Below are 20,856 nucleotides of genomic sequence, written 5' to 3'. Positions count from 1 at the left end.
GGCTACTTGTAGACCTTGCCGGGCACCGGAGTGCCGGGCGCCAGGAGCTGTTTGACGGTGACGAAGGTGTAGCCGCGCGCCTGGAGGGTGGAGATGATCGGCGCTATCGAGGCGACCGTGCCGTTGTAGCCCACGTTCGTGGGGTCGACCAGGTCGTGCAGCAGGATGATCCCGTCCGGCTTGGTCTGGTGGAGTATCCGCTGGGCGATCAGGTGGGAATCGGTCGTCTTGTAGTCCGCGCCGTTGGCGCTCCAGACCACCTCGGCCATGCCGAGGTCCTTGGCGATCCTGGTGACCGCCGGACTGGTGCGGCCCTGCGGCGGGCGCAGCAGGGTGGGCCGGACGCCGGTGAGCTTCTCCACCGCGTCGGCGCCCTGGGTGATCTCCTTGCGCACCTCGTCCTTGTCGATCTTGGTGAGGATCTGGTGGCTCCAGGTGAGCGTCTCGATCTCGTGGCCCTGCGCGGCCATCGCCCGCACCATCTCCGGGTGCACCCGGACGTGGTTCTTGCCGAGCGTGAAGAACGTGGCGTGCACGTGGTATTTGGCGAGGATGGCCAGGATCTGCGGGGTGCGCACGCTGGGCCCGGCGTCGAAGGTCAGCGCGACGCACTTGGCCTTGCGGCAGTCGACCGGGCCGCCGGGCCGGCGGCGAAGGCGGCGGCCCCGACCGCGGGGGCGTCCTTGCGCGCGGCGGCCGGCGAGGTCGCGTCGTAGCCGTCGCACCCGGTGAGCGCGACCGCGAGGGCGCCGGCCGCCAGCGCGGTCACGGCGGCGCGCACCGCCCGCGACGCCCGCCGGGCCCGCGCCCCGCGTATCGCCCCCGGTATCCGCGCCGGCCGGGCCGCGCGGGCCGCCCGAGCCGCGCGCCGCGTTCTCGCCGCCCGGGTCGTCGGCTCGCCCGGCGCCGTCGCGGGCTTGTCCTGCGCCGACGCCGGCTCGCCCGGCGCCGTCACCGGCTCGCCCGTCGTCGGCGCGGTGATCGTGCGGCCTGCCCGCACGGTGGTCGTGCTCCGCATGCGGGAGACCCCCCTCGTCATGACGACCGGCCCCCGCGGGCCGGTCCGACGTGCACTGTACACGGGAGGTATACATGCGATGTATAGCGGGCCGCCGGACCCGTGTCCGGGGTGCGTTCGACGCCCGCGGCGCCCGGCCGGCCGCGCCCGCCACGGCCCCACGCGCCACGGCCCCACGCGCCACGGCCCCGCGCGCCGCAGCCCCACGCGCCACCGGCCCCACCCGCCGCGGCTTCGCGCTCCCGCGTGGCGACCCCCGCGCTACCGCGTGGTGAGCCCCTCGATCAGCTCGTCGGCCGCCGCGTACGGATCGAGGGCGCCCTCGGCGACGCGGCCGGCCAGGGCGCTCAGCCGCTGGTCGCCGCGCAGGTCGCCGATGCGGGCGCGCAGCGCGGTCAGCGCGATGTTCTCGATCTCGCCGGCCGCCCTGCGGCGGCGGCGCGCGGCGAGCTCGCCGCGCTCGTCCATCCAGGCACGGTGCTTCTCCAGCGCCTCGACGACCTCCTCGACGCCCTCGGCGCGGGCCGCGACCGTCTTGACGATCGGCGGGCGCCAGTCGCCGGGGCCGCGGTTCTCGCCCAGGCCCAGCATGTGGTTCAGCTCGCGCGCGGTGGCGTCGGCGCCGTCCCGGTCGGCCTTGTTGACCACGTAGACGTCGCCGATCTCCAGGATGCCGGCCTTGGCCGCCTGGATGCCGTCGCCCATGCCCGGGGCGAGCAGCACCACGCAGGTGTCGGCCTGGGCGGCGATCTCGACCTCGGACTGGCCGACGCCGACGGTCTCGACCAGGATCACGTCGCAGCCGGCCGCGTCCAGCACCCGCACCGCCTGCGGCGCGGCCGTGGCCAGGCCGCCGAGGTGGCCGCGGGTGGCCATGGAGCGGATGTAGACGCCCGGGTCCGAGGCGTGCTCCGACATCCGCACCCGGTCGCCGAGCAGGGCGCCGCCGGAGAACGGTGAGGACGGGTCGACGGCGAGCACCCCGACCCGGCGTCCCGCCGCGCGGTAGGCGCTGACCAGGGCGGTGGTGGAGGTGGACTTGCCGACGCCGGGCGAGCCGGTCAGGCCGACCACGTAGGCGCCGCCGGTGAGCGGCGCGAGCGCCGCCATCACCTCCCGCAGCTGCGGCGAGCCACCCTCCACCAGCGAGATCAGCCGGGCCACCGCCCGCGGCCGCCCCTCGCGGGCCTGCTCCACCAGCGCCGCCACATCCGCCATCGACCCGTACTCCGTTTCCCGTGGGTGGTCCGTACTCCCGGCCGCCGCCCGCGCCTATCGGGGCCGCGGGCGGCCCGGCGCCCGGGTCAGCGGGCCGGCACGTGGACGATCAGGGCGTCGCCCTGGCCGCCGCCGCCGCACAGGGCCGCGGCCCCGGTGCCGCCGCCGCGGCGCTTCAGCTCCAGTGCCAGGTGCAGCACGATACGGGCTCCCGACATGCCGATGGGGTGGCCCAGCGCGATGGCGCCGCCGTTGACGTTCACCTTCTCGGGTGTCACCCCGAGGTCCTTCATGGACTGGACGGCGACCGCGGCGAACGCCTCGTTGATCTCGATCAGGTCCAGGTCGGCGACGGTGAGCCCGGCCTTGCCCAGCGCGTGCTCGATCGCGTGGGACGGCTGGGACTGCAGCGAGTTGTCCGGGCCGGCGACGTTGCCGTGCGCGCCGATCTCGGCGATCCACTCCAGGCCCAGCTCCTCGGCCTTGGCGCGGCTCATCACCACGACCGCGGCGGCGCCGTCGGAGATCTGCGAGGCGGTGCCCGCGGTGATCGTGCCGTCCTTGCTGAACGCCGGCCGCAGCTTGCCCAGGCTCTCCGCCGTGGTCTCCGGGCGGATGCCCTCGTCCTGGCTGAAGACCACCGGGTCGCCCTTGCGCTGCGGGATCTCCACCGGGGTGATCTCGGCGTCGAACAGGCCGTTCTTCTGCGCCGCGGCGGCCCGCTGGTGGGACAGCGCGCCGAACTCGTCCTGCGCGGCGCGCCCGATGCCCAGCCGGGTGTTGTGGCGCTCGGTGGACTCGCCCATCGCGATGTTCTCGAAGGCGTCGGTCAGCCCGTCGTGCGCCATCGCGTCGAGCATCTGGATCGCGCCGTACTTGAAGCCCTCGCGGGACTTGGGCAGCAGGTGCGGGGCGTTGGTCATGGACTCCTGGCCGCCGGCCACCACGATGTCGAACTCGCCGGCCCTGATCAGCTGGTCGGCCAGCGCGATGGCGTCCAGCCCGGACAGGCACACCTTGTTGATCGTCAGCGCCGGCACGCTCATCGGGATGCCGGCCTTGACCGCTGCCTGGCGGGCCGGGATCTGCCCGGCGCCGGCCTGCAGCACCTGGCCCATGATCACGTACTCCACCTGCTCGCCGGAGACGCCGGCCCGCTCCAGCGCGGACTTGATCGCGATGCCTCCCAGGTCCGCGCCGGAGAAGCTGCGCAGACTGCCGAGGAGGCGGCCCATCGGGGTGCGCGCGCCGGCGACGATCACGGACGTGCGTGCTGCCTGGGTGCTCATGGTGCGGCCCCTTCGCGAGAAGAGAGAGGTTAACGAGGGTTAATCTCAATGTACTGAGCGGTAGCGCCCGCAGTCACCGGGCGGAACGTGTGACGGCGCGCACGTTGCGTGACCGCGGCGGCTGCGGTCCACTGTCTGCATGTTCACGCGCATCGACCACATCGGGATCGCCTGCCGCGACCTCGACGCGACCGTCGGTTTCTACCGTGCCACGTACGGCTTCGAGGTGTTCCACACCGAGGTCAACGAGGAGCAGGGCGTCCGCGAGGCCATGCTCAGGATCAGCGGCACCTCCGACGGCGGCGCCTCGTACATCCAGCTGCTGGAGCCGACCCGCGAGGACTCGGCGGTCGGCAAGTGGCTGGCCAAGAACGGCGAGGGCGTGCACCACATCGCCTTCGGCACCGGTGACGTGGACGCGGCCTCCGCGGCCGTCCGCGACAAGGGCGTACGGGTCCTGTACGACGAGCCGCGGCACGGCACCATGGGGTCGCGGATCACCTTCCTGCACCCCAAGGACTGCCACGGCGTGCTCACCGAACTGGTGACCTCGGCCGGCCAGGGGCAGGGGGACGGCCCCGCGCGGGAGGCCGGCGCCCGCTGACCGCGCAAGACCGGCCACAACGGCCGAAGACCGCACGGGACCACTGACGTTGCCCCCGTTCTGCCCGGTAGAGTGGCCGGGTCCACGGGGCGAGCACCTTCGTACGCTCCCGCCCCGCGACGCTGATCTGACACCATTCCTCGTACAGCCCCGTCGCGAAACGGGGTGACGGAGGATCTCACCCGGTCGGCGGGTGAGGACGCCAGGAGACCGATGGGACCGCGGAGTGCGGGGCAACGACAGCTACCGGGCTGACGACCACCTCTCCCTGCTCGAAGCCGAGATGGAGCGGCTTCGGACCGAGCGGGGCAAGGCCGTCGACCACGCCGACGACCTCGGGTACCAGGTCGAGGTGCTGCGCGCCAAGCTGCACGAGGCGCGGCGCAATCTCGCCGCCCGCCCGGCGTACGACACCATCGGGCACCAGGCCGACCAGTTGCTGCGCAACGCCCAGATCCAGGCCGACCAGCTGCGCGCCGACGCCGAGCGGGAGCTGCGCGAGGCGCGCGCCCAGACCCAGCGGCTGCTCCAGGAGCAGGCCGAGCACCAGTCCCGGTTCGAGGCCCAGTGGCACGCCGAGGCCACCGCCCGGCGCCGCCAGCTGGACGAGGAGCTGGCCGAGCGCCGCGCCACCGTCGAGACGCACGTCAACGAGAACGTGGCGTGGGCCGAGCAGCTGCGAGCCCGCAGCGAGTCCCAGGCCCGCAGGCTGCTGGAGGAGACCCGCGCGGAGGCCGAGGCGGCGCTCGCCGCGGCCCGCGCCGAGGCCACCCGGCTCGCCGAGCAGACCAGCCAGCGGCTGACCCAGGAGGCCGAGGCGGCCCGCGCCGAGGCCGAGCAGCTGCTGCGCCGGGCCCGTGCCGACGCCGAGCGGCTGCTGACCGCCGCGTCCGCGCAGGCCGCGGAGGCCACCACCGAGGCCGAGCAGCTGCGCACCTCCACCCGCAGCGAGTCCGACGAGGCCCGTACCCGCGCCGCCGAGCTGTCCCGGCTGGCCGAGGAGCGGATGCGGGAGGCCGACGAGGCGCTGCGCACCGCCCGCGCCGAGGCCGACCGGCTGCGCGAGGAGGCCGCCGCCGGCGCCGCCAAGCGGCTGGCCGCCACCGAGACCGAGAACGAGCAGCGCACCCGCACCGCGCGCGCCGAGATCGCCCGGATGGTCGCCGAGGCCACCAAGGAGGCGGAGGCGGCGAAGGCGGAGGCCGAGCAGACCGTCGCCGACGCCCGCGCGGAGGCCGAGCGGATCAGGGCCGAGGCGCAGGAGGCGGCCAGGGCCAAGGCCCAGGAGGACGCCGCCGCCCAGCTCGCGCAGGCCGCCAGGTCCGCCGAGGAGATCCTCACCAAGGCGTCGGAGGACGCGAAGTCCACCACGAAGGCCGCGGCCGAGGAGGCCGAGCGCATCCGCCGGGAGGCCGAGGCGGAGGCCGAGCGGCTGCGCAGCGAGGCCGAGACCTCGGCACAGGAGCTGCGCGGCGCCGCCCAGGACGACACCGAGGAGTACCGGGCCCGCACCGTCGAGCTGCAGGAGGAGGCCCGGCGGCTGCGCGGCGAGGCCGAGCAGCTGCGCGCCGAGGCGGTCGCCGAGGGCGAGCGGATCCGCGGCGAGGCCCGGCGCGAGGCGGTCCAGCAGATCGAGGAGGCCGCGAGCAAGGCCGAGGAGCTGCTCGCCAAGGCCAAGGCCGACGGCGACGAGATGCGCCAGGGCGCGTCCGTCGAGGCCGAGCGGATGCGCACCGAGTCCGTGGAGCGTGCCTCGGCGCTGAACGACAAGGCCGAGGAGGCGCTGCGGGCCGCCCGCGCGGAGGCCGAGGAGCTGCACGCCGAGGCCGAGCGGCAGGCCGCCGCGCTGAAGGAGGGCGCCGAGCGGGCCGCCCAGGAGCAGCGCGCCGAGGCCGACTCCCTGGTGGCCCGGATGCGCGCCGAGGCCGAGGCGGACCTGGTCCGGCTGCGCGAGGAGGCCGAGGCCCGGCTGACCGCGGCCGAGCAGGGCCTGCGGGACGCGCACGCGGAGGCGGACCGCATCCGCGCCGAGGCCGCCGAGGAGGCGGAGCGGCTGCGGCAGGAGACCGCCGAGCGCAACCGCACCCTGCTGGAGCAGGCCGAGGCCGAGGCGGTCAGGCTGCGCGACGAGGCCGCGGCGGACGCGGCGCAGACCCGCGCCGAGGGCGAGTCCGTCGCGGTGCGGCTGCAGGCCGACGCGGCGGCGGAGGCCGAGCAGCGCAGGACGGAGGCGCAGGAGACCGCCGACCGGGTGCGCGCCGAGGCCGCGGCGGCGGCCGAGCGGCTGGGCGTCGAGGCGGCCGAGGCGCTGGCCGCGGCCAAGGAGGAGGCGGCCCGCCGCCGGCGCGAGGCCGAGGAGCTGCTGGAGGCGGCGCGCACCGAGGCCGGCCAGGAGCGCGAGCAGGCCCGCCGGGACAGCGACGAGCTGCTGGCGACCGCCCGCCGACGGGTGGAGGAGGCGGCGGCCGAGGCCGACCGGCTGGTGGCCGAGGCGGAGCAGCGGGCGACCGAGCTGGTCGCCGCGGCGGAGGCGACCGCGCAGCAGGTGCGGGACTCGGTGGCGCATCTGCACGCCGAGGCCGAGGAGGAGATCGCCGGGCTGCGCTCGGCGGCCGAGCACGCCGCGCAGCAGCTGCGCGCGGACGCGCAGGGCGAGGCGGACCGGCTGCACGCGGACGCCAACTCCGAGCGGGAGCGCGCCTCGGAGGACGCGGCGCGGATGCGCCGGGAGGCGCACGAGGAGGCGGCCGAGGCCCGTTCGCTGGCCGACCGCACGGTCACCGAGGCGATAGAGGAGTCCGACCGGCTGCGCGCGCAGGCCCGCGAGGACGCCAACCGGCTGCGCACCGACGCCGCGAACCAGGCCGACCAGCTCGTCGGCAAGGCCCGCGAGGAGGCGGAGCGGCTGGGCGCCAAGTCCCGCGAGGCGCTGGCCGCCGCGGAGCACGAGGCCGAGCAGTCCCGGGCGAACTCCCAGCGGATGCTGGACGAGGCGCGCGAGGCGGCCAACAAGCGCCGCAGCGAGGCCGCGGAGCAGGCCGACGAGCTGATCGGCAAGGCGCAGGCGGAGGCGGTGAAGACCGCGGCCGAGGCCGAGGAGCGGGCGGACGCGATGGTGGGCGCGGCCCGCGCGGAGGCCGAGCGGCTGGTCGCCGAGGGCACCGCGGAGGGCAACGGCCTGGTGGAGAAGGCCCGTCAGGACGCCGACACCCTGCTGCACGAGGCCCGCACCCACGCCACCGAGACCCGCGACCGCACCGACGAGCTGCGCCGGCGGGTGGAGGCGGAGGTCGAAGAGCTGCACGAGCGCGCCCGCAAGGAGGCCGCGGAGGCGATGAAGTCGGTCGGCGAGCGGGTCGACAAGCTGGTGGCCGCCGCGACCGAGCAGCTCGCCGAGGCGGAGGCGAAGGCCGCGGAGATCAAGTCGACCGCGACCTCGGAGGCGACCAAGGTCCGTATCGCGGCGGTGAAGAAGGTGGAGGGCCTGCTGAAGGAGGCCGAGCAGAAGCGGACCGAGGCCGAGCGGGAGGCCGAGCGGGTCAAGGGGGAGGCACGCGCGGAGGCCGAGCGGATGGTCGCCGAGGGCAGACGCGAACTGGACACGCTGATGCGCCGCCGGGAGGACATCAACGCGGAGATCTCCCGGGTGCAGGACGTGCTGGAGGCGCTGGAGTCGTTCGAGACGCCGGGCGCCGGCACGAAGAACGCCGTCGCGGCGGGCGCCTCGGCAGGAACCACCCGAACGAGTGGCAAGCGCAACGACGATGCTCCACTCGATTGAGCGCACATTTTCCATACCTGATGCGCAATGGCTCGGTGACACGCCGTCCGGGCCCCTAGGATTCCCCCTATCACCTCAACCGGTCTGAATCGACAGGAACCCCATGAGCGACACTTCCTCCCCCTTCGGCTTCGAGCTCGTGCGGCGTGGTTACGACCGCGGTCAGGTGGACGACCGCATCACCAAGCTCGTCGCCGACCGCGACAGTGCGCTGACGCGCATCACCGCGCTGGAGAAGCGCATCGAGGAGCTGCACCTCGAAACCCAGAACGCCCAGGCTCAAATGAACGACTCGGAGCCGTCCTACGCGGGCCTCGGCGCCCGGGTGGAGAAGATCCTCCGCCTCGCCGAGGAGGAGGCGAAGGACCTGCGCGAGGAGGCCCGCCGGGCCGCCGAGCAGCACCGCGAGCTGGCCGAGGCCGCCGCCAACCAGGTGCGCAGCGACGCGGAGAGCTACGCCGCGGACCGCAAGGCCAAGGCGGAGGACGAGGGCGCGCGCATCGTCGAGAAGGCGAAGGGCGACGCCGGCCAGCTGCGCGCGGAGGCGCAGAAGGACGCCGCGGCCAAGCGTGAGGAGGCCGACGCGCTGTTCGAGGAGACCCGCGCCAAGGCCGCCCAGGCCGCCGCCGACTTCGAGACCAACCTGGCCAAGCGCCGCGAGCAGTCCGAGCGCGACCTGGCGTCCCGTCAGGCCAAGGCGGAGAAGCGGCTGGCGGAGATCGAGCACCGCGCCGAGCAGCTGCGGCTGGAGGCGGAGAAGCTGCGTACCGACGCCGAGCGCCGCGCCCGCCAGACGGTGGAGACCGCGCAGCGCCAGTCCGAGGACATCGTCGCGGACGCGAACGCCAAGGCCGACCGCATCCGCAGCGAGTCCGAGCGCGAGCTGGCGGCGCTCACCAACCGCCGCGACAGCATCAACGCCCAGCTGACCAACGTCCGCGAGATGCTGGCCACGCTGACCGGTGCGGCGGTCGCCGCGGCGGGCGCGCCCGCCGACGACGAGCCGATCTCGCGCGGCGTCCCGGCCCAGCAGTCCCGCTGACCCGCGGCGGTCTTTGCCGGCGGGCCGTCGGTCCCGTCGGTCCCGTCGGCCCGCTCGGCGACAGGATCCCCGCGGTCCACGCGTAGCGCCGAACCCCCGTCCCTCCTCGGGCGGGGGTTCGGTTGTTGCTAGCCTCGCGTGCATGATTGAGTTGCAGGGGCTCACCAAGCGGTACGGGGACAAGACCGCTGTCGACCGACTGACCTTCACCGTGCGCCCCGGCGTGGTGACCGGCTTCCTCGGGCCGAACGGCGCGGGCAAGTCCACGACCATGCGGATGCTGCTCGGTCTCGACACGCCGACCGCCGGCGACGTGCGGATCGACGGAAAGCACTACGCGCAGCTGAGCGAGCCGCTGAAGCACATCGGCGCGCTGCTGGACGCGAAGGCCATCCACGGCGGGCGCACCGCGTACAACCACCTGCTGTGCATCGCGCAGTCCAACCGCATCCCGCGGCGCCGGGTGGACGAGGTGCTGGAGACCGTCGGCCTGACGGCGGTGGCCAAGAAGCGCTCCAAGGGCTTCTCCCTGGGCATGGGCCAGCGCCTGGGCATCGCGGGCGCGCTGCTCGGCGACCCGGAGATCCTGATGTTCGACGAGCCGGTCAACGGGCTGGACCCGGAGGGCATCCACTGGATCAGGAACCTGATGAAGGGTCTGGCGGCGCAGGGCCGTACGGTCTTCGTCTCCAGCCACCTGATGAGCGAGATGGCGCTGACCGCCGAGCACCTCATCGTGATCGGCCGCGGCCGGCTGCTCGCGGACACCTCGATGGCCGACTTCATCGAGCAGAACTCCCGCTCGTTCGTGCGGCTGCGCACGCCGGAGCGGGAGCGGTTCAAGGACGTCGCGCGGGCCGCGGGGCTGACCGCGGTGGAGGCCGGTGACGGCTCGTTCGAGATCCCGGACGGGGACGCGGCCGCGCTGGGCGAACTGGCCGCGCAGCACCGGCTGGTGCTGCACGAGCTGAGCCCGCAGCGGGCGTCGCTGGAGGAAGCGTTCATGCAGCTCACCGCGGAGTCGGTGGAGTACCACGCGCACGGCGCGGTGACGCCGGGCGGCCAGCTGCCGCCGGGGGCGGTGCCGCCGGTGCCGCCGGGCGGGCCCTTCCCGCCGGTCCCGCCGGGCGCGCCGGGTGCGCCGGTTCCGCCGGGTGCGCCGGTTCCGCCCGGGGTCCAGGCGCCGCCCGGGACGCAGTACCCGCCGAACGCGCCCGTGCCCCCCGGGGCGCCGCAGCAGCAGCCGCCCGCGCCGCAGTGGGGCGCGCAGTGGGCCGACAAGAACCGCAAGAACTCGAAGAAGGGCCGCTGACATGGCCGCGCCGTCCGCCGTCCTCCAGTCCGAGTGGACCAAGGTCAAGTCCGTGCGCTCCACGGTCTGGACGCTCACCCTCGCGCTGCTGCTCACCGTCGTCGTCAGCGGGCTGATCTGCCTGGCGTACCGGATCAACTGGGACGACATGAGCCTCACCGACAAGTTCACCTTCGACCCGACCAACACCAGCCTGGCCGGACTGTTCCTCGGCCAGCTCGCGCTGATCGCGTTCGGCACGCTGCTGATCGCCAGCGAGTACAGCACCGGCATGATCCGCACCTCGCTGGCCGCGGTGCCGCAGCGCACCACGTTCTACGTCTGCAAGGCGGCGGTCGCCGCGGCGCTGACCTTCGTCATCGGCATCGTGATCAGCTTCGTGTCGTTCTTCGTCGGGCAGGGCGTGCTCAGCGGCCACAAGACCGCCTCGCTCGGCGACGCGCACGTGGTGCGCGCGCTGGTCGGCGCGGCGATCTACATGACGCTGATGGTGCTGTTCGCCTACGGCGTCGCGACGATGGTCCGCAGCCCGATGGTCGCGCTGGGCACCCTGATCCCGTTCTTCTTCATCGTCTCCAGCATCCTGTCGGCGATCCCGGGCGTGAAGAAGGTCGCGAAGTACCTGCCGGACCAGGCGGGCCAGAAGATCATGCAGGTGGTGGCCGACCCCGACAACCACACGTCGTACGGCCCGTGGGGCGGCATCGCGATCATGGCCGTCTGGGTCGCCGCGGCGCTCCTCGGCGGCTTCGTCCTCCTCAAGTCCCGCGACGCGTAACGCCCGCGCCGAGGATCAGTGACGCGGGGCGTTGCGGGAACGCTGGACCTTGCTGGTCCGGCGTTCCTTCGCGTTCCAGCATGCCCGGTGCCAGTGCCGCCGGTCGTCCACCCCGCCGTGCTCGCGCCAAGCGACCACATGCGGCGTACCCGGCGCGATCTCCTGATCGCACCCCGGGCAGCGGTACCACTTCGACGAGGCCGCGCCGGCGACCGCGCGGACCACCCATTCCTCGCCGCGCCACTCCTCGACCGTGCCGCCGTGGCCGTAGGAGACGCCGTCCCCCTCCTCGTGCCCGGCCCCGCGGGAGCCCTGAGCGGCCGGCTTGTGCGGGCGGTTACGTCGCGGCGACACGGGCACCTCGCGGTGGGGGGACTGCTGGGGCCGCAGGGACCCGGGCGGACTCGGCTGACTGCCCCTCCAGATTACGCGGCGCCGGCCGCCGGGCCGAACACGTCCATCTGCGGCGTCGCTGCCGAAAATCATGAAAACTCCCCGGAAAGCCGTGCCTTTGGCACGTGCCAGGCGTTAGAAAACTGGCAAGGAGGGAGTGAGCGATGCGAGTTGGGACGTTCGCCGTCGCGGCGCAGTTCCCGGGCCAGGGCCAGGGCGAGGCCCTGCACCGGACGGCCGCCGCGGCCGTCGCGGCGGAGGCGGCCGGCCTCGACGCGGTCTGGCTGGCGGAACACCATTTCGTGCCCTACGGCGTCTGCCCGTCGGCCATCACCCTCGCGGGGGTCCTACTCGGCCGCACCCGGCGGATAGGCATCGGCACGGCCGTCAGCGTACTGCCGACCTCGCACCCGGTGGCGCTCGGCGAGCAGGCAGCGCTGCTGCACCTGCTGTCCGGCGGGCGGTTCACCCTCGGCGTGGGCCGCGGTGGGCCGTGGGTGGACCTGGAGGTCTTCGGCGCGGACCTGGCGGCGTTCGAGGCGGGCTTCCCCGAGTCGCTCGACCTGCTGCTGCGCTGGCTGCGCGAGCCCGCGGTGGCCGGGCGGGGGCCGCGGTACGCGTTCCGCGAGGTGCCGGTGGTGCCGCGCTCGGACGAGCTGGACGGCCGGCCGGGACCGCCGGTGGTGGTGGCGTGCACCTCGCCCGAGACCGTACGGCTGGCCGCCGCGCGCGGGCTGCCGATGCTGCTGGGGATGCACTGCGGCGACGAGGAGAAGGCCGGGATGGTCGGGCTGTGGCGGCGCGCCGCGCTGGCCGCGGGCCATCCGCGCGAGGCGGTCGAGGCGGCGCCGCACGTCTCGGCGGGCGTCGTGCAGGTCGCGGACACGCGGCAGGACGCGGTGGAGACGCTGCTCAAGGCGATGCCCGGGTGGCTGCAGCAGGGGCTGTCCGCGCACCGCACCCTGGACGGCAGCCCGCGGGCGATGCGCGACCCGCACGCGTACACCGAACTCCTCTGCGGGCTGCACCCGGTGGGGCCGCCGCGGCTGTGCGCCGACCGGCTCGCGGCGACCGCGGAGGCGACCGGCATCACCCGGTTCGCGCTGCTCGCGGAGGGCTCGGGCGACCTGCCGACGACGTTGCAGAACATCGCCAGGCTCGGCGCGGAGGTGCTTCCGGAACTGGCCTGATCCGGCGCATGTGGGCGGCCTTGGACGGGTTTACGTCCGCCGGGCCGCCCGGCGCGGGCGGGCGTGCTCCCCCGTCCGCCCGTACCGGGCGCCGCCAGGACTCAGCAGTCGCGCAACTCCGGCGACTGGTTGAGCAGTTGGGACCGCACGGAGGTGAACCTGCCGTACGCCGCGTCGACCGCGGGGTCGAGCGGGAACACCGCGACACGGTGGCAGTTCTGGAACGCCAGCCGCACCCCGAAGTGCCGTTGCAGCGCACCCCGGATCGCGTCGCTCGCCAGCGCGCGCAGCAGCTGGCCGCGCTCCTTCTCGCTGGGCGGCGGCACCTGGTTGTCGGCGAACTCGCCCCCGTCGACCTTGAGTTGCGCCACCAGCGAGCTGATCATCTCCCACGCGTACGGGAGGGACGTCCGGACGCAGTCGACGAACTCCTGCTCGTCGACCTCGCCTCGCTCGGCCGCTTCGAGAAGGGCCGGTGAGACGTCGAGGGACATGGGTACTCCTCTCGTGACCCCGAAGGGCGCGACGGGGTCTGCCGGATGGTTGGCCACGGCCGGCCCGGCGGTCACCACGCGTCGTCGGTCCCGGCCTGCCGGGCTTCACGTTAGGCGCGTGTGCCAGGCACGCACCAGGCGGCGACACCGACAACCGGCCAAGTTCGGACCAGGTCCGCGGGGGTGCGGCGGGGGCCCGGCACGGGTCGCCGGCGGGGGCCCGGCGGGGCGCCCTCGGGGGCTTCGCGGGCGGGCGGAGCGGACCGAATCGCGCGGGCGGGGCGCGGTCGAGTAGCGTTGCGCTCCATGCGTCTCGTGATCGCCCGCTGCTCCGTCGACTACGCGGGCCGGCTCTCCGCCCATCTGCCGTCCGCCACCAGGTTGCTGCTGATCAAGGCCGACGGCAGCGTCTCCGTGCACGCGGACGACCGCGCGTACAAGCCGCTCAACTGGATGTCGCCGCCGTGCAGCCTCAAGGAGGCCGAGGACAACCTGTGGACGGTCACCAACAAGGCCGGTGAGCAGCTGATCATCACGATAGAGGAGATCCTGCACGACTCCTCGCACGAGCTGGGCGTCGACCCCGGCCTGATCAAGGACGGCGTCGAGGCGCACCTCCAGGAGCTGCTGGCCGAGCGGATGGAGGTGCTCGGCGAGGGCTGGACGCTGATCCGCCGCGAGTACCCGACGGCGATCGGCCCGGTGGACATCCTGTGCCGGAACGCCGCGGGCGGCACCGTCGCGATCGAGATGAAGCGGCGGGCCGGCATCGACGCGGTCGAACAGCTCACCCGCTACCTGGAGTTCCTCAACCGCGACAGCACCCTCGCGCCGGTCGAGGGCGTGATCGCGGCCCAGACGATCGCCCCCCAGGCCCGCACCCTCGCCGAGGACCGCGGCATGCGCTGCGTGATCCTCGACTACGACGAGCTGCGCGGCATCGACAACAAGGAAGACCGCCTCTTCTGAGGGATCGGTCCCGGAGGTCCGGCGGGCGTCACCGTCCGGTCGAACCGTCGATCTGCTCGCGCAGGATGTCCGCGTGGCCGGCGTGCCGGGCGGTCTCCTCGATCATGTGCACCAGCACCCAGCGCATCGACGGCGGCGGGGTCTCGCGGAGCGAGCGGGCGCCGGGACGGTCCAGGTCGGCGCAGGCGAGCACGATGGCGTTGGCCTGGGCGATCGCCCGGCGATAGGCGTCCGCCAGGCCCGTCGCGGTGTCGTCGGCGGACACCGCGCCCTCGTCGTCCCAGCGCTCGCCGGCGGCGCCGGCGTAGGCCCAGACGAACCAGTTCAGCTCGACGGCGGTCAGGTGCTTGACCAGTCGGAGCAGGCTGGTCCCGGAGGGGACGCCGGCCGTGCGCACCGCCGGCTCCGGGACGCCGGCCGCCTTCGCCAGGACGGACTCGCGCAGGTAGTCCAGGAAGGCCAGCAGCGTCGTCTTCTCGTCGGCGTTCAGACCGGGCGGCCGGAGATCGGGGCGGGGCTCCATCGTCGTCATGGCGGAACGATAGGTGATCGGTCCACGCCGCCGGGGGGCGTCAGGCGGTTCTCCTCGGTCCGCCTCGGGAGCGCTGCGCGGACGTCGCCGGAGGCCGCGAGAGTCCGCCGATCAGCCGGAGGTCTGCGCTCACGTGCCTCCATGGTCACGACAGTTCGGCCTTGAGCGAGGACAGGTGCGCCCGGCTCGCCTCGGCGGCCGCGGCCACGTCCCGGCGGGCGATCGCCTCGACGAGTTCGGCGTGGGCGTCGTCGTCCGCGCCGGGGTCGGCCATCGGCTTGAGGCCGAGCATGTCGATCATCGCCGAGCGGATACGCGGGACGAAGCTGTCGAACAGCTCGACCAGCACGTCGTTGTGCGAGGCCGCGACGACCGCGCGGTGCAGCGCCATGTCGGCGTCCACCAGGTCGTCCACCGCCTGGTTTCCCGCGTCGCGCCGTGACAGCGCGCGGCGCAGCGCCCGCATGTCGGACGGGGTGCGGTGGTGCGCGGCGAGCCGGGCGGCCTCGGCCTCGATCGCGACGCGCGCCTCGATGACGGCGACGATCGAGACCCTCTTGAGGACGGCCTCCCAGTCCTCGGCCACGTCGACCGCGATCACGAAGACCCCGGCGCCCTGCCGCGTCTCGACCACCCCCTTCCCCGCCAGCTCGCGGATCGCCTCCCGGACGGTCGAGCGGCCGACGCCGAGCTGCACCGCGAGCGTGGTCTCCCCGGGGAGCTTGTGGCCCAGCCGCCACTCGCCGGCCTGGATGCGCCTGAGCAGGATCTCGGCCGTCTGCGCCGCCAGAGGGTGGCGCTGGATCATCGAGGGCACACTCGCTCTCCCTGTTCGCATGAGCTGATACGAGAAGAGTAGCGCCTCTGTGCGACCTAGGTAGTTCTCTACTCCTCAGACAAGTTGTGTAGGGTGTGGCGCACTCGTCAGCGACAGGAGGAAGCCTGATGCCCGCGGTTCGCACATCCTCTCCCCACCCCGGCCCCATGAAGGGCGGCCTGCCGGCCGAGCTCGGCGTCGGGGCGATCGGCGGCATGATCGGCGGGCTCTTCGGCGGCGGCAGCGGGGTCTTCTACGTGCCCGCGCTCGAATCACTGACGGGACTGCCGCGGCCGACGCTGCACGGCACCGCCACGGCCGCGAACACCGCGGTGGTCGGGGTCGGCGCGCTGACCTTCGCGCTGGTGGGCGGTCACCTCGACTGGCACGCCGGCCTCGGTGTGCTCATCGGCGGAACGATCGGAGGGCTGTTCGGCGCCGCGCTTCTGCTGAAGGTGTCGCCGGCCGTGCTGCGGCGGCTCTTCGTGGCCGTACTGCTGGCGTCCGTGGTCAAGCTCGTGCTCGACATCGCCGGGACCGACCCGCTGGAAGGCGGGGCGGTCTTCCCGGCCGGGGTCGTCTCCAGCTGGGCCTACATCGCCCCGGTCTCGCTCGTGTGCGGGTCCCTGATCGGCGCGTGGGCGGCGGCAGTCGGACTCGGCGGCGGCCTCCTCGCCGTCCCGGTGCTGATGGTGCTCTTCGGCTGCGAGCTGCACACGGCGATCGGCACCTCGCTGCTGATGTTCTTCCCCAACTCGATCGTCGGCTGGATCATGCACGCCCGGCAGCGCACCGCGTCACCCCGTCTGAGCCTGACGCTGAACCTCGGCGCGCTCCCCGGTGCGGTTCTGGGCGCGGTCCTGGCGCTGGTCCTGAACGCCACGGCTCTGTCGGTTGTGTACGCGGCCTTCTGCCTCTTCGTGGCCGTGCGCGAGCTGGTGCGGATGGGTCGCGCGCGGGTGCGCGACGTCTCCGGCAGCGCCGGCCCGGTCGAGATCCCGGCGGGCGGCGCTGCCGAGTGAGGAGCGCGGTCGCCGCGCCGGTGAGCGCTGCGTTCCCGGAGGAGGCGCTGCCCCGTCAGGTGCCGGTGGTACCGCCGTCGCCCGAGGTGCCCGTGGAGGTGCCGCCCGTGGGACTGCCGGTGGTACCTGTCGACGTGCCGGTGGTCGTGCCGCCGTCGCCCGAGGTGCCCGTACTGGTGCCCCCCGTGGGACTGCCGGTGGTACCTGTCGACGTGCCGCCGGTCGGCGTTCCCGTCGAGCCCGTCGACGTGCCGCCGGTGGGCGTGCCACCGGTCGACCCCGACGTGCTCCCCGTCGTCGAACCGCCCGTGGACGTGGTGCCGCCGGACGAACCGGTGGTCGTGGAGCCTCCGGAGCTCGAACCGCCCGAGGAGCCGCCGCTGCTGCCGCCCGCCGGCGGACGGGTGGTGCGGCTCGGCGTCGGCGTGGTCGGCGGCGTGGAGAGCGGGCCGCCGGCCGTGGTGGGCGTCGTCGCCGAGGGGGTCGACGGAGTGGCGGACGTCGAGGGGGATGTGGAGGTCGAAGGGGACGTCGAGGGCGGGGACGCCGTCGTGCCGTCGGCCGGCGGGGCCTGCGTGGTGTCGGGGGCGTCCTGCTCGACGGACTCGATCGGCTTGACCTGGTTGGGGGCGTCGCCCGAGCCGGACGACGCGCCGACCGCCACGATGCCGCCGACGATCGCCAGGATCGCCACCCCCGCGCCCGCCGCGACGAGCTTGCGCCGCGACCGCCGCACCGCGTGCGCACCAGCACCCGCACCCGCGCCGGCTGCCGAGCCCGCGCCAGGACCCCCCGGACCGGGCACCTTGGCGATCACGACCGTGTCGCCGTCGCCCGCCGCCGCGCCCTCCCCCGGCGGCAGCTCCGCGAACGCCGCCGGCGGCATCCCCGCCGCCGCCAGCTCCCGGTCCGCGACGAGCGCCAGCGTGCGCCGCCCGACCGTCGTGCCCTGACGGTCCGCCAGCGCGCCGCGCAGCGCGATCGACGCCTCCAGCTCGGCGCGGGCCCGGTCGGTGTTGCCCGTGCACAGCGCGAGCACGCCCAACTCGTGGTGGAAGTACGCCTCTTCCGCGACCTCGCCGGACAGCCGCGCGGCCTCCTGACCGATCCGCAGCGCCCGCTCCCACGCGCCCCAGTGCAGCGCCGCCGCGAAGACCGGCGCGACCGTGCGCGCCAGCAGGACCGCCGCGCTCGCGTGGCCGCCGTCGCGGCACGCGCTCATCGCGGCGAGCACCGCCTCCGCCTCGCTCGCCGCGCGCTCGGGCGTGACCGAGGGGTGGCCGGTCCACCAGGAGTAGTGCAGGGCCGCGGTGTGCGCCTGGACGTCGGACAGCTCGCCCTCCGCGGCCAGCGCGGCCGACAGCTGCTGTGCGACGCCCGCCGCGAGGCGGAAGTGCGAGGCGACCGGCACCGCGAGGCCGACCGCGGTCAGCTCGCCGAGCGCCGCGTCCCCGCGGGTGTCGCCGACCAGCGCCGGCAGGTGCGAGGAGTGCGGGCACTCGCCGTCCAGCGCGACCGCGAACGCCAGCGCCTCGCGCGCGGACTCGCCGAGCCGCGAGGCGAGCAGTTCCGCGGGCGCGGCGCTCTCCGCGAGCGAGGGCAGCGGCACCTCCTCGGCGGGCAGCCGCAGCACCGGGTCGCCGGCCCGCGAGCCGGCGGATCGCGAGTCGCCGCCGGTACGACCGCCGCTGTCCGTACGGCTTCCCGTAGCAGCACCGGTTCGGGTACGGCCGCCCGAGCCCGTACGGCCGCCGGGGCCGCCCGCCGCGGACGCGCCGTCGGCGTCGGCGTCGGCCGGACCCGAATCCGTGCCCGCCGCCCCGGCCCGGTCCGGCCGGTCGAACGCGCTCAGCGCGTCAAAGGCGCTCGGCCCGTCGAACGCGCTGAGGTCCGGCAGCGGCGGCGGCGAGCCCTGGCCGCCGACGCCGCCGACAGCGCCGACCACGCCGGGGGCGCCGCCGGAACCACCGGCACCGCCGGTGCCGCCCGCGGTCGGCGAACCGTTCTCCCAGACGGAGTCGTCCCAGTCCGGCTGGTCCTGCGGGGTCCGCAGCGCGTCGCGCTGCCGCAGCAGCGCGCCCGCCTGCACGAACCGCAGCGGCAGCCCCTCGGACTCGAACCACAGGTCCGCCGCCCAGGCCCGCTCGTCCTCCTCCAGCGGCCGGGCCGCGACGAGTTGCAGCAGGTCGACGCAGGCGGCGCGGGTGAGCCCGGAGAGGAAGACCTCCTCGACGCCCGACTCGGCCGCGGGCGCGGCGACGTCCGGCGTGGCGGACATCAGGAACGCGCACTCCGGCGCCGTCGCCAGCACCTCTTCGAGCGCGGCCCCGCCGAACTCCAGGTCGTCGAGGACCACGACCGCGCCGACGTCCTTGAGCAGGTCGGCCAGTTCCGCGGGACCCGGCCGGTGGGCGGGGACGCCGCCGCTCGCCCCGCCGCCCACGCCGGGGCCGCCGGGCGGGCCGGCGGGCGTGGCGTAGACCAGGGCGTAGAGGTCCTGGAGGACGTCGGCGGCGGTGCGGTGGTAGCCGGACAGCCGCAGCACGCCGTACGGCGCGAGGTCGCCGCAGGCGTTGGCGACGGAGTCCAGCAGCGCGGTGCGGCCGGAGCCGGACGCACCGGTGACGCGGACCGAGCGCCCGCGGGCCAGCAGCCGGATCAGCCGCTCGCGCTCCTCGTCGCGCTCCAGCAGCGGGGGTTCCGGTGCGGGCGGGCCGGGCGGCGGCGCGGGGCGTGCGGCGGCCATCCGCGCGGCGCGCTCCTCGCGGGTGCGGCGGACCGGGGCGGGCCGCTCCTCGGGCGGGCACGGCGCGACCTCGGTGCCGTCGACGGAGTTCACGGTGAGCAGGAAGTCGCCCGCGACGATGCGCGGGACCCGGGCGGTGCCGCTGCTGGGGGTGTTCAGCTCGGGCGCGAGCGGATCGCGCGCGGGGCGGTTCAGCCGCGGTACGGGCTTGGTGGAGTCGAAGAGGTCCCCGGCCACCGAGGACCCGCCGCCCGACGATCCGGCGGGCGGCGGTACGGCCCTGCGCCGCGCTCCCCCACGCCCGGCGCCGGCGCCCGCGGCGAAGCCGTCGAAGCTCCCGGAGCTGGAGGGGGTGGCGGAGGCGGCGGAGTTGGCCGGGGTGGCGGAGGCGGCGGAGTTGGCCGGAGTGGCCGAGATCGCCGGGGTGGCCGGGCCGCCGGGGCCACCGGCGGCGCCGAGGCCGGCGGAGCTGCCGGGACCGGTGGGGTCGACCGGGCCGCCGGATGCGCCGGGGGCGGCCGGACCGCCGGGGGTTGCCGCGGGGTCGGTGACGGGATCGGCAGGGCCTGGACGCGCCGCGCCGCCGGTGCCGAAGGGGTCGAAGCCCGTACCGGACGCGGCGTCGGTGCCGGAACCGGACGCGGCGTCCGGGCCGGGCGGGGTGCCCGGACCGAGGGCGGGGTGGGAGCCCGTGGCGGGGCCGCCGGACGCCGGCGCGCCGCCGAGGCCGAACGCGTCGAAGCCCCCCTGCGCGGCGCCCGTCCCGGACGCGAAGGAGGAGCCGGGCCCGAACCCGGAACCCCTGCGGGCGCCGCGGGTCGGCAGCGCGGGCAGCGGCGTGGTCTGCCCGCCGGGCCCGAACGGCGCCCGGCCGCCCACTCCCCCGCCGACGCCGCCGACACCGCTCACGTCGCCCGAGCCACCCGAGCCACCCGAGCCGCCCGGACCGCGCGAACCGCCCGGTCCGCCGTCCGCCTCCTCGGCGTCCCGCGCGGGCACGCCGAACGGCGTCAGCTCCCCGGAGTCGCCCAGGGGGTCCCGGCCCCGGTCACGGTCGCGGTCCCGATCGCGCCGGCCCGCACCGCGGCCCGCGTCGCCGAAGACGGCCACCGTCCGGCCGGACGCCAGCTCGATCTCGCTCCCCGGTAGGCGCGACGGCTCCACGCCGTCCGCGCCGCCGAGGTCGAAGGGCGCGAACGGATCGAACCCCTCGCCCGCGCCGGCCTCACGCCCCGCCGCGCCCGGAGCGCCGCCGCCGGCCGCCGACCGGTCCGCCTCGGCCGCGCCCTGACCATCCGGACCCCCCGCGCCCGAGCCACCCGCGCCCGGACCACCCGGCGGGACCTCGCCGCGCGCCCCGCGCCGCCCGGGTCCGCCGCTCCACGGGCCCGCGCCGGCGCCGGGGTCCCGCGTGGGCAGGCCGGGGCGTCGTATGGAGGGGCCGGGGGCGTCCTCGGGCGGCACCGCGTCGCCGCGTGGGCCGGCGGGTGCGGGCGCGCCGGAGCGTTCCGCGTCGCCGGGGTCCGCCTCGCCGTCCGGCGCGCCGCCCGGGAAGGGGTTCTGGTGCTGGTCCATGTCGTACGCCCCCCAGGCGGGTCAACGTGTGGGGGCCTGCCCGGGCCGCGGGGCCCCGCCCGCAAGCGGAATCCGA

General features: G+C 75.3%; 15 protein-coding genes and 1 pseudogene. 8 read left to right on the top strand and 8 right to left on the bottom strand.

Features of this window, described 5'->3' with window-relative positions:
* Positions 1 to 2: 2 nt before the first annotated feature.
* The 3 genes and pseudogenes from VSR01_RS28740 to VSR01_RS28725 all read right to left on the bottom strand — a co-directional run bounded on the left by VSR01_RS28740 (position 3) and on the right by VSR01_RS28725 (position 3,498).
* Positions 3 to 781, bottom strand: a pseudogene (locus VSR01_RS28740) (polysaccharide deacetylase family protein).
* 498 nt (positions 782 to 1,279) lie between these two features.
* Positions 1,280 to 2,236 carry a methylmalonyl Co-A mutase-associated GTPase MeaB gene (gene meaB, locus VSR01_RS28730; RefSeq protein WP_326451977.1) on the bottom strand — a complete coding sequence of 319 codons (957 nt, stop codon included), beginning with the start codon at positions 2,234 to 2,236 and terminating at the stop codon, positions 1,280 to 1,282.
* A gap of 86 nt (positions 2,237 to 2,322) precedes the next feature.
* Complete coding sequence (locus VSR01_RS28725; protein ID WP_326453868.1) at positions 2,323 to 3,498, bottom strand: acetyl-CoA C-acetyltransferase; 1,176 nt, start codon at positions 3,496 to 3,498, stop codon at positions 2,323 to 2,325.
* A gap of 166 nt (positions 3,499 to 3,664) precedes the next feature.
* Here VSR01_RS28725 and mce point away from each other — a divergent pair, with 166 nt between their 5' ends.
* The 5 genes from mce (at position 3,665) to VSR01_RS28700 (ending at position 11,042) form a co-directional block, all read left to right on the top strand.
* The gene (mce, locus tag VSR01_RS28720; RefSeq protein ID WP_326451976.1) at positions 3,665 to 4,129 is read left to right on the top strand and encodes a methylmalonyl-CoA epimerase; all 465 of its coding nucleotides are present in this window, start codon (positions 3,665 to 3,667) and stop codon (positions 4,127 to 4,129) included.
* Between the two features lie 226 nt (positions 4,130 to 4,355).
* A complete protein-coding gene (gene scy, locus VSR01_RS28715; protein WP_326451975.1) occupies positions 4,356 to 7,910 on the top strand; it encodes a polarized growth protein Scy in 3,555 nt (1,184 codons plus the stop codon).
* Between the two features lie 103 nt (positions 7,911 to 8,013).
* Positions 8,014 to 8,952, top strand: a complete 939-nt coding sequence (locus VSR01_RS28710) for a cellulose-binding protein (protein WP_326451974.1) — start codon at positions 8,014 to 8,016, stop codon at positions 8,950 to 8,952.
* Positions 8,953 to 9,094: 142 nt separating this feature from the next.
* Positions 9,095 to 10,264: an ABC transporter ATP-binding protein gene (locus VSR01_RS28705; protein ID WP_326451973.1), complete on the top strand. Its 1,170-nt coding sequence runs from the start codon at positions 9,095 to 9,097 to the stop codon at positions 10,262 to 10,264.
* A gap of 1 nt (position 10,265) precedes the next feature.
* The gene (locus tag VSR01_RS28700; RefSeq protein ID WP_326451972.1) at positions 10,266 to 11,042 is read left to right on the top strand and encodes an ABC transporter permease; all 777 of its coding nucleotides are present in this window, start codon (positions 10,266 to 10,268) and stop codon (positions 11,040 to 11,042) included.
* A gap of 15 nt (positions 11,043 to 11,057) precedes the next feature.
* Here VSR01_RS28700 and VSR01_RS28695 read toward each other — a convergent pair whose 3' ends face one another.
* Positions 11,058 to 11,396: an ATP/GTP-binding protein gene (locus VSR01_RS28695; protein ID WP_326451971.1), complete on the bottom strand. Its 339-nt coding sequence runs from the start codon at positions 11,394 to 11,396 to the stop codon at positions 11,058 to 11,060.
* A gap of 203 nt (positions 11,397 to 11,599) precedes the next feature.
* Between VSR01_RS28695 and VSR01_RS28690 the strand changes: the two genes are divergently transcribed.
* Complete coding sequence (locus tag VSR01_RS28690) at positions 11,600 to 12,625, top strand: LLM class flavin-dependent oxidoreductase (protein ID WP_326451970.1); 1,026 nt, start codon at positions 11,600 to 11,602, stop codon at positions 12,623 to 12,625.
* Between the two features lie 101 nt (positions 12,626 to 12,726).
* On the opposite strand, the gene VSR01_RS28685 is transcribed toward VSR01_RS28690, so the two are convergent.
* Complete coding sequence (locus tag VSR01_RS28685; protein WP_326451969.1) at positions 12,727 to 13,119, bottom strand: SCO5389 family protein; 393 nt, start codon at positions 13,117 to 13,119, stop codon at positions 12,727 to 12,729.
* A 306-nt stretch (positions 13,120 to 13,425) separates the two neighbouring features.
* Here VSR01_RS28685 and nucS point away from each other — a divergent pair, with 306 nt between their 5' ends.
* Positions 13,426 to 14,088 (top strand): endonuclease NucS, encoded by a 663-nt coding sequence (nucS, locus tag VSR01_RS28680; RefSeq protein ID WP_326451968.1) that lies wholly within the window; start codon positions 13,426 to 13,428, stop codon positions 14,086 to 14,088.
* A 28-nt stretch (positions 14,089 to 14,116) separates the two neighbouring features.
* On the opposite strand, the gene VSR01_RS28675 is transcribed toward nucS, so the two are convergent.
* Positions 14,117 to 14,611, bottom strand: coding sequence for a DinB family protein (locus tag VSR01_RS28675; protein ID WP_442785714.1), 495 nt, complete (start codon positions 14,609 to 14,611; stop codon positions 14,117 to 14,119).
* A 154-nt stretch (positions 14,612 to 14,765) separates the two neighbouring features.
* Positions 14,766 to 15,428: a FadR/GntR family transcriptional regulator gene (locus VSR01_RS28670; RefSeq protein ID WP_326453867.1), complete on the bottom strand. Its 663-nt coding sequence runs from the start codon at positions 15,426 to 15,428 to the stop codon at positions 14,766 to 14,768.
* Between the two features lie 137 nt (positions 15,429 to 15,565).
* Between VSR01_RS28670 and VSR01_RS28665 the strand changes: the two genes are divergently transcribed.
* Positions 15,566 to 16,459 (top strand): sulfite exporter TauE/SafE family protein, encoded by an 894-nt coding sequence (locus tag VSR01_RS28665; protein ID WP_326451966.1) that lies wholly within the window; start codon positions 15,566 to 15,568, stop codon positions 16,457 to 16,459.
* 55 nt (positions 16,460 to 16,514) lie between these two features.
* On the opposite strand, the gene VSR01_RS28660 is transcribed toward VSR01_RS28665, so the two are convergent.
* Positions 16,515 to 20,780 (bottom strand): hypothetical protein, encoded by a 4,266-nt coding sequence (locus tag VSR01_RS28660; protein WP_326451965.1) that lies wholly within the window; start codon positions 20,778 to 20,780, stop codon positions 16,515 to 16,517.
* Positions 20,781 to 20,856 lie beyond the last annotated feature (76 nt).

The sequence above is a fragment of the Actinacidiphila sp. DG2A-62 genome, from assembly GCF_035825295.1.
Classification (GTDB): domain Bacteria; phylum Actinomycetota; class Actinomycetes; order Streptomycetales; family Streptomycetaceae; genus Actinacidiphila.
This window is presented reverse-complemented; position numbering and strand designations above follow the sequence as displayed.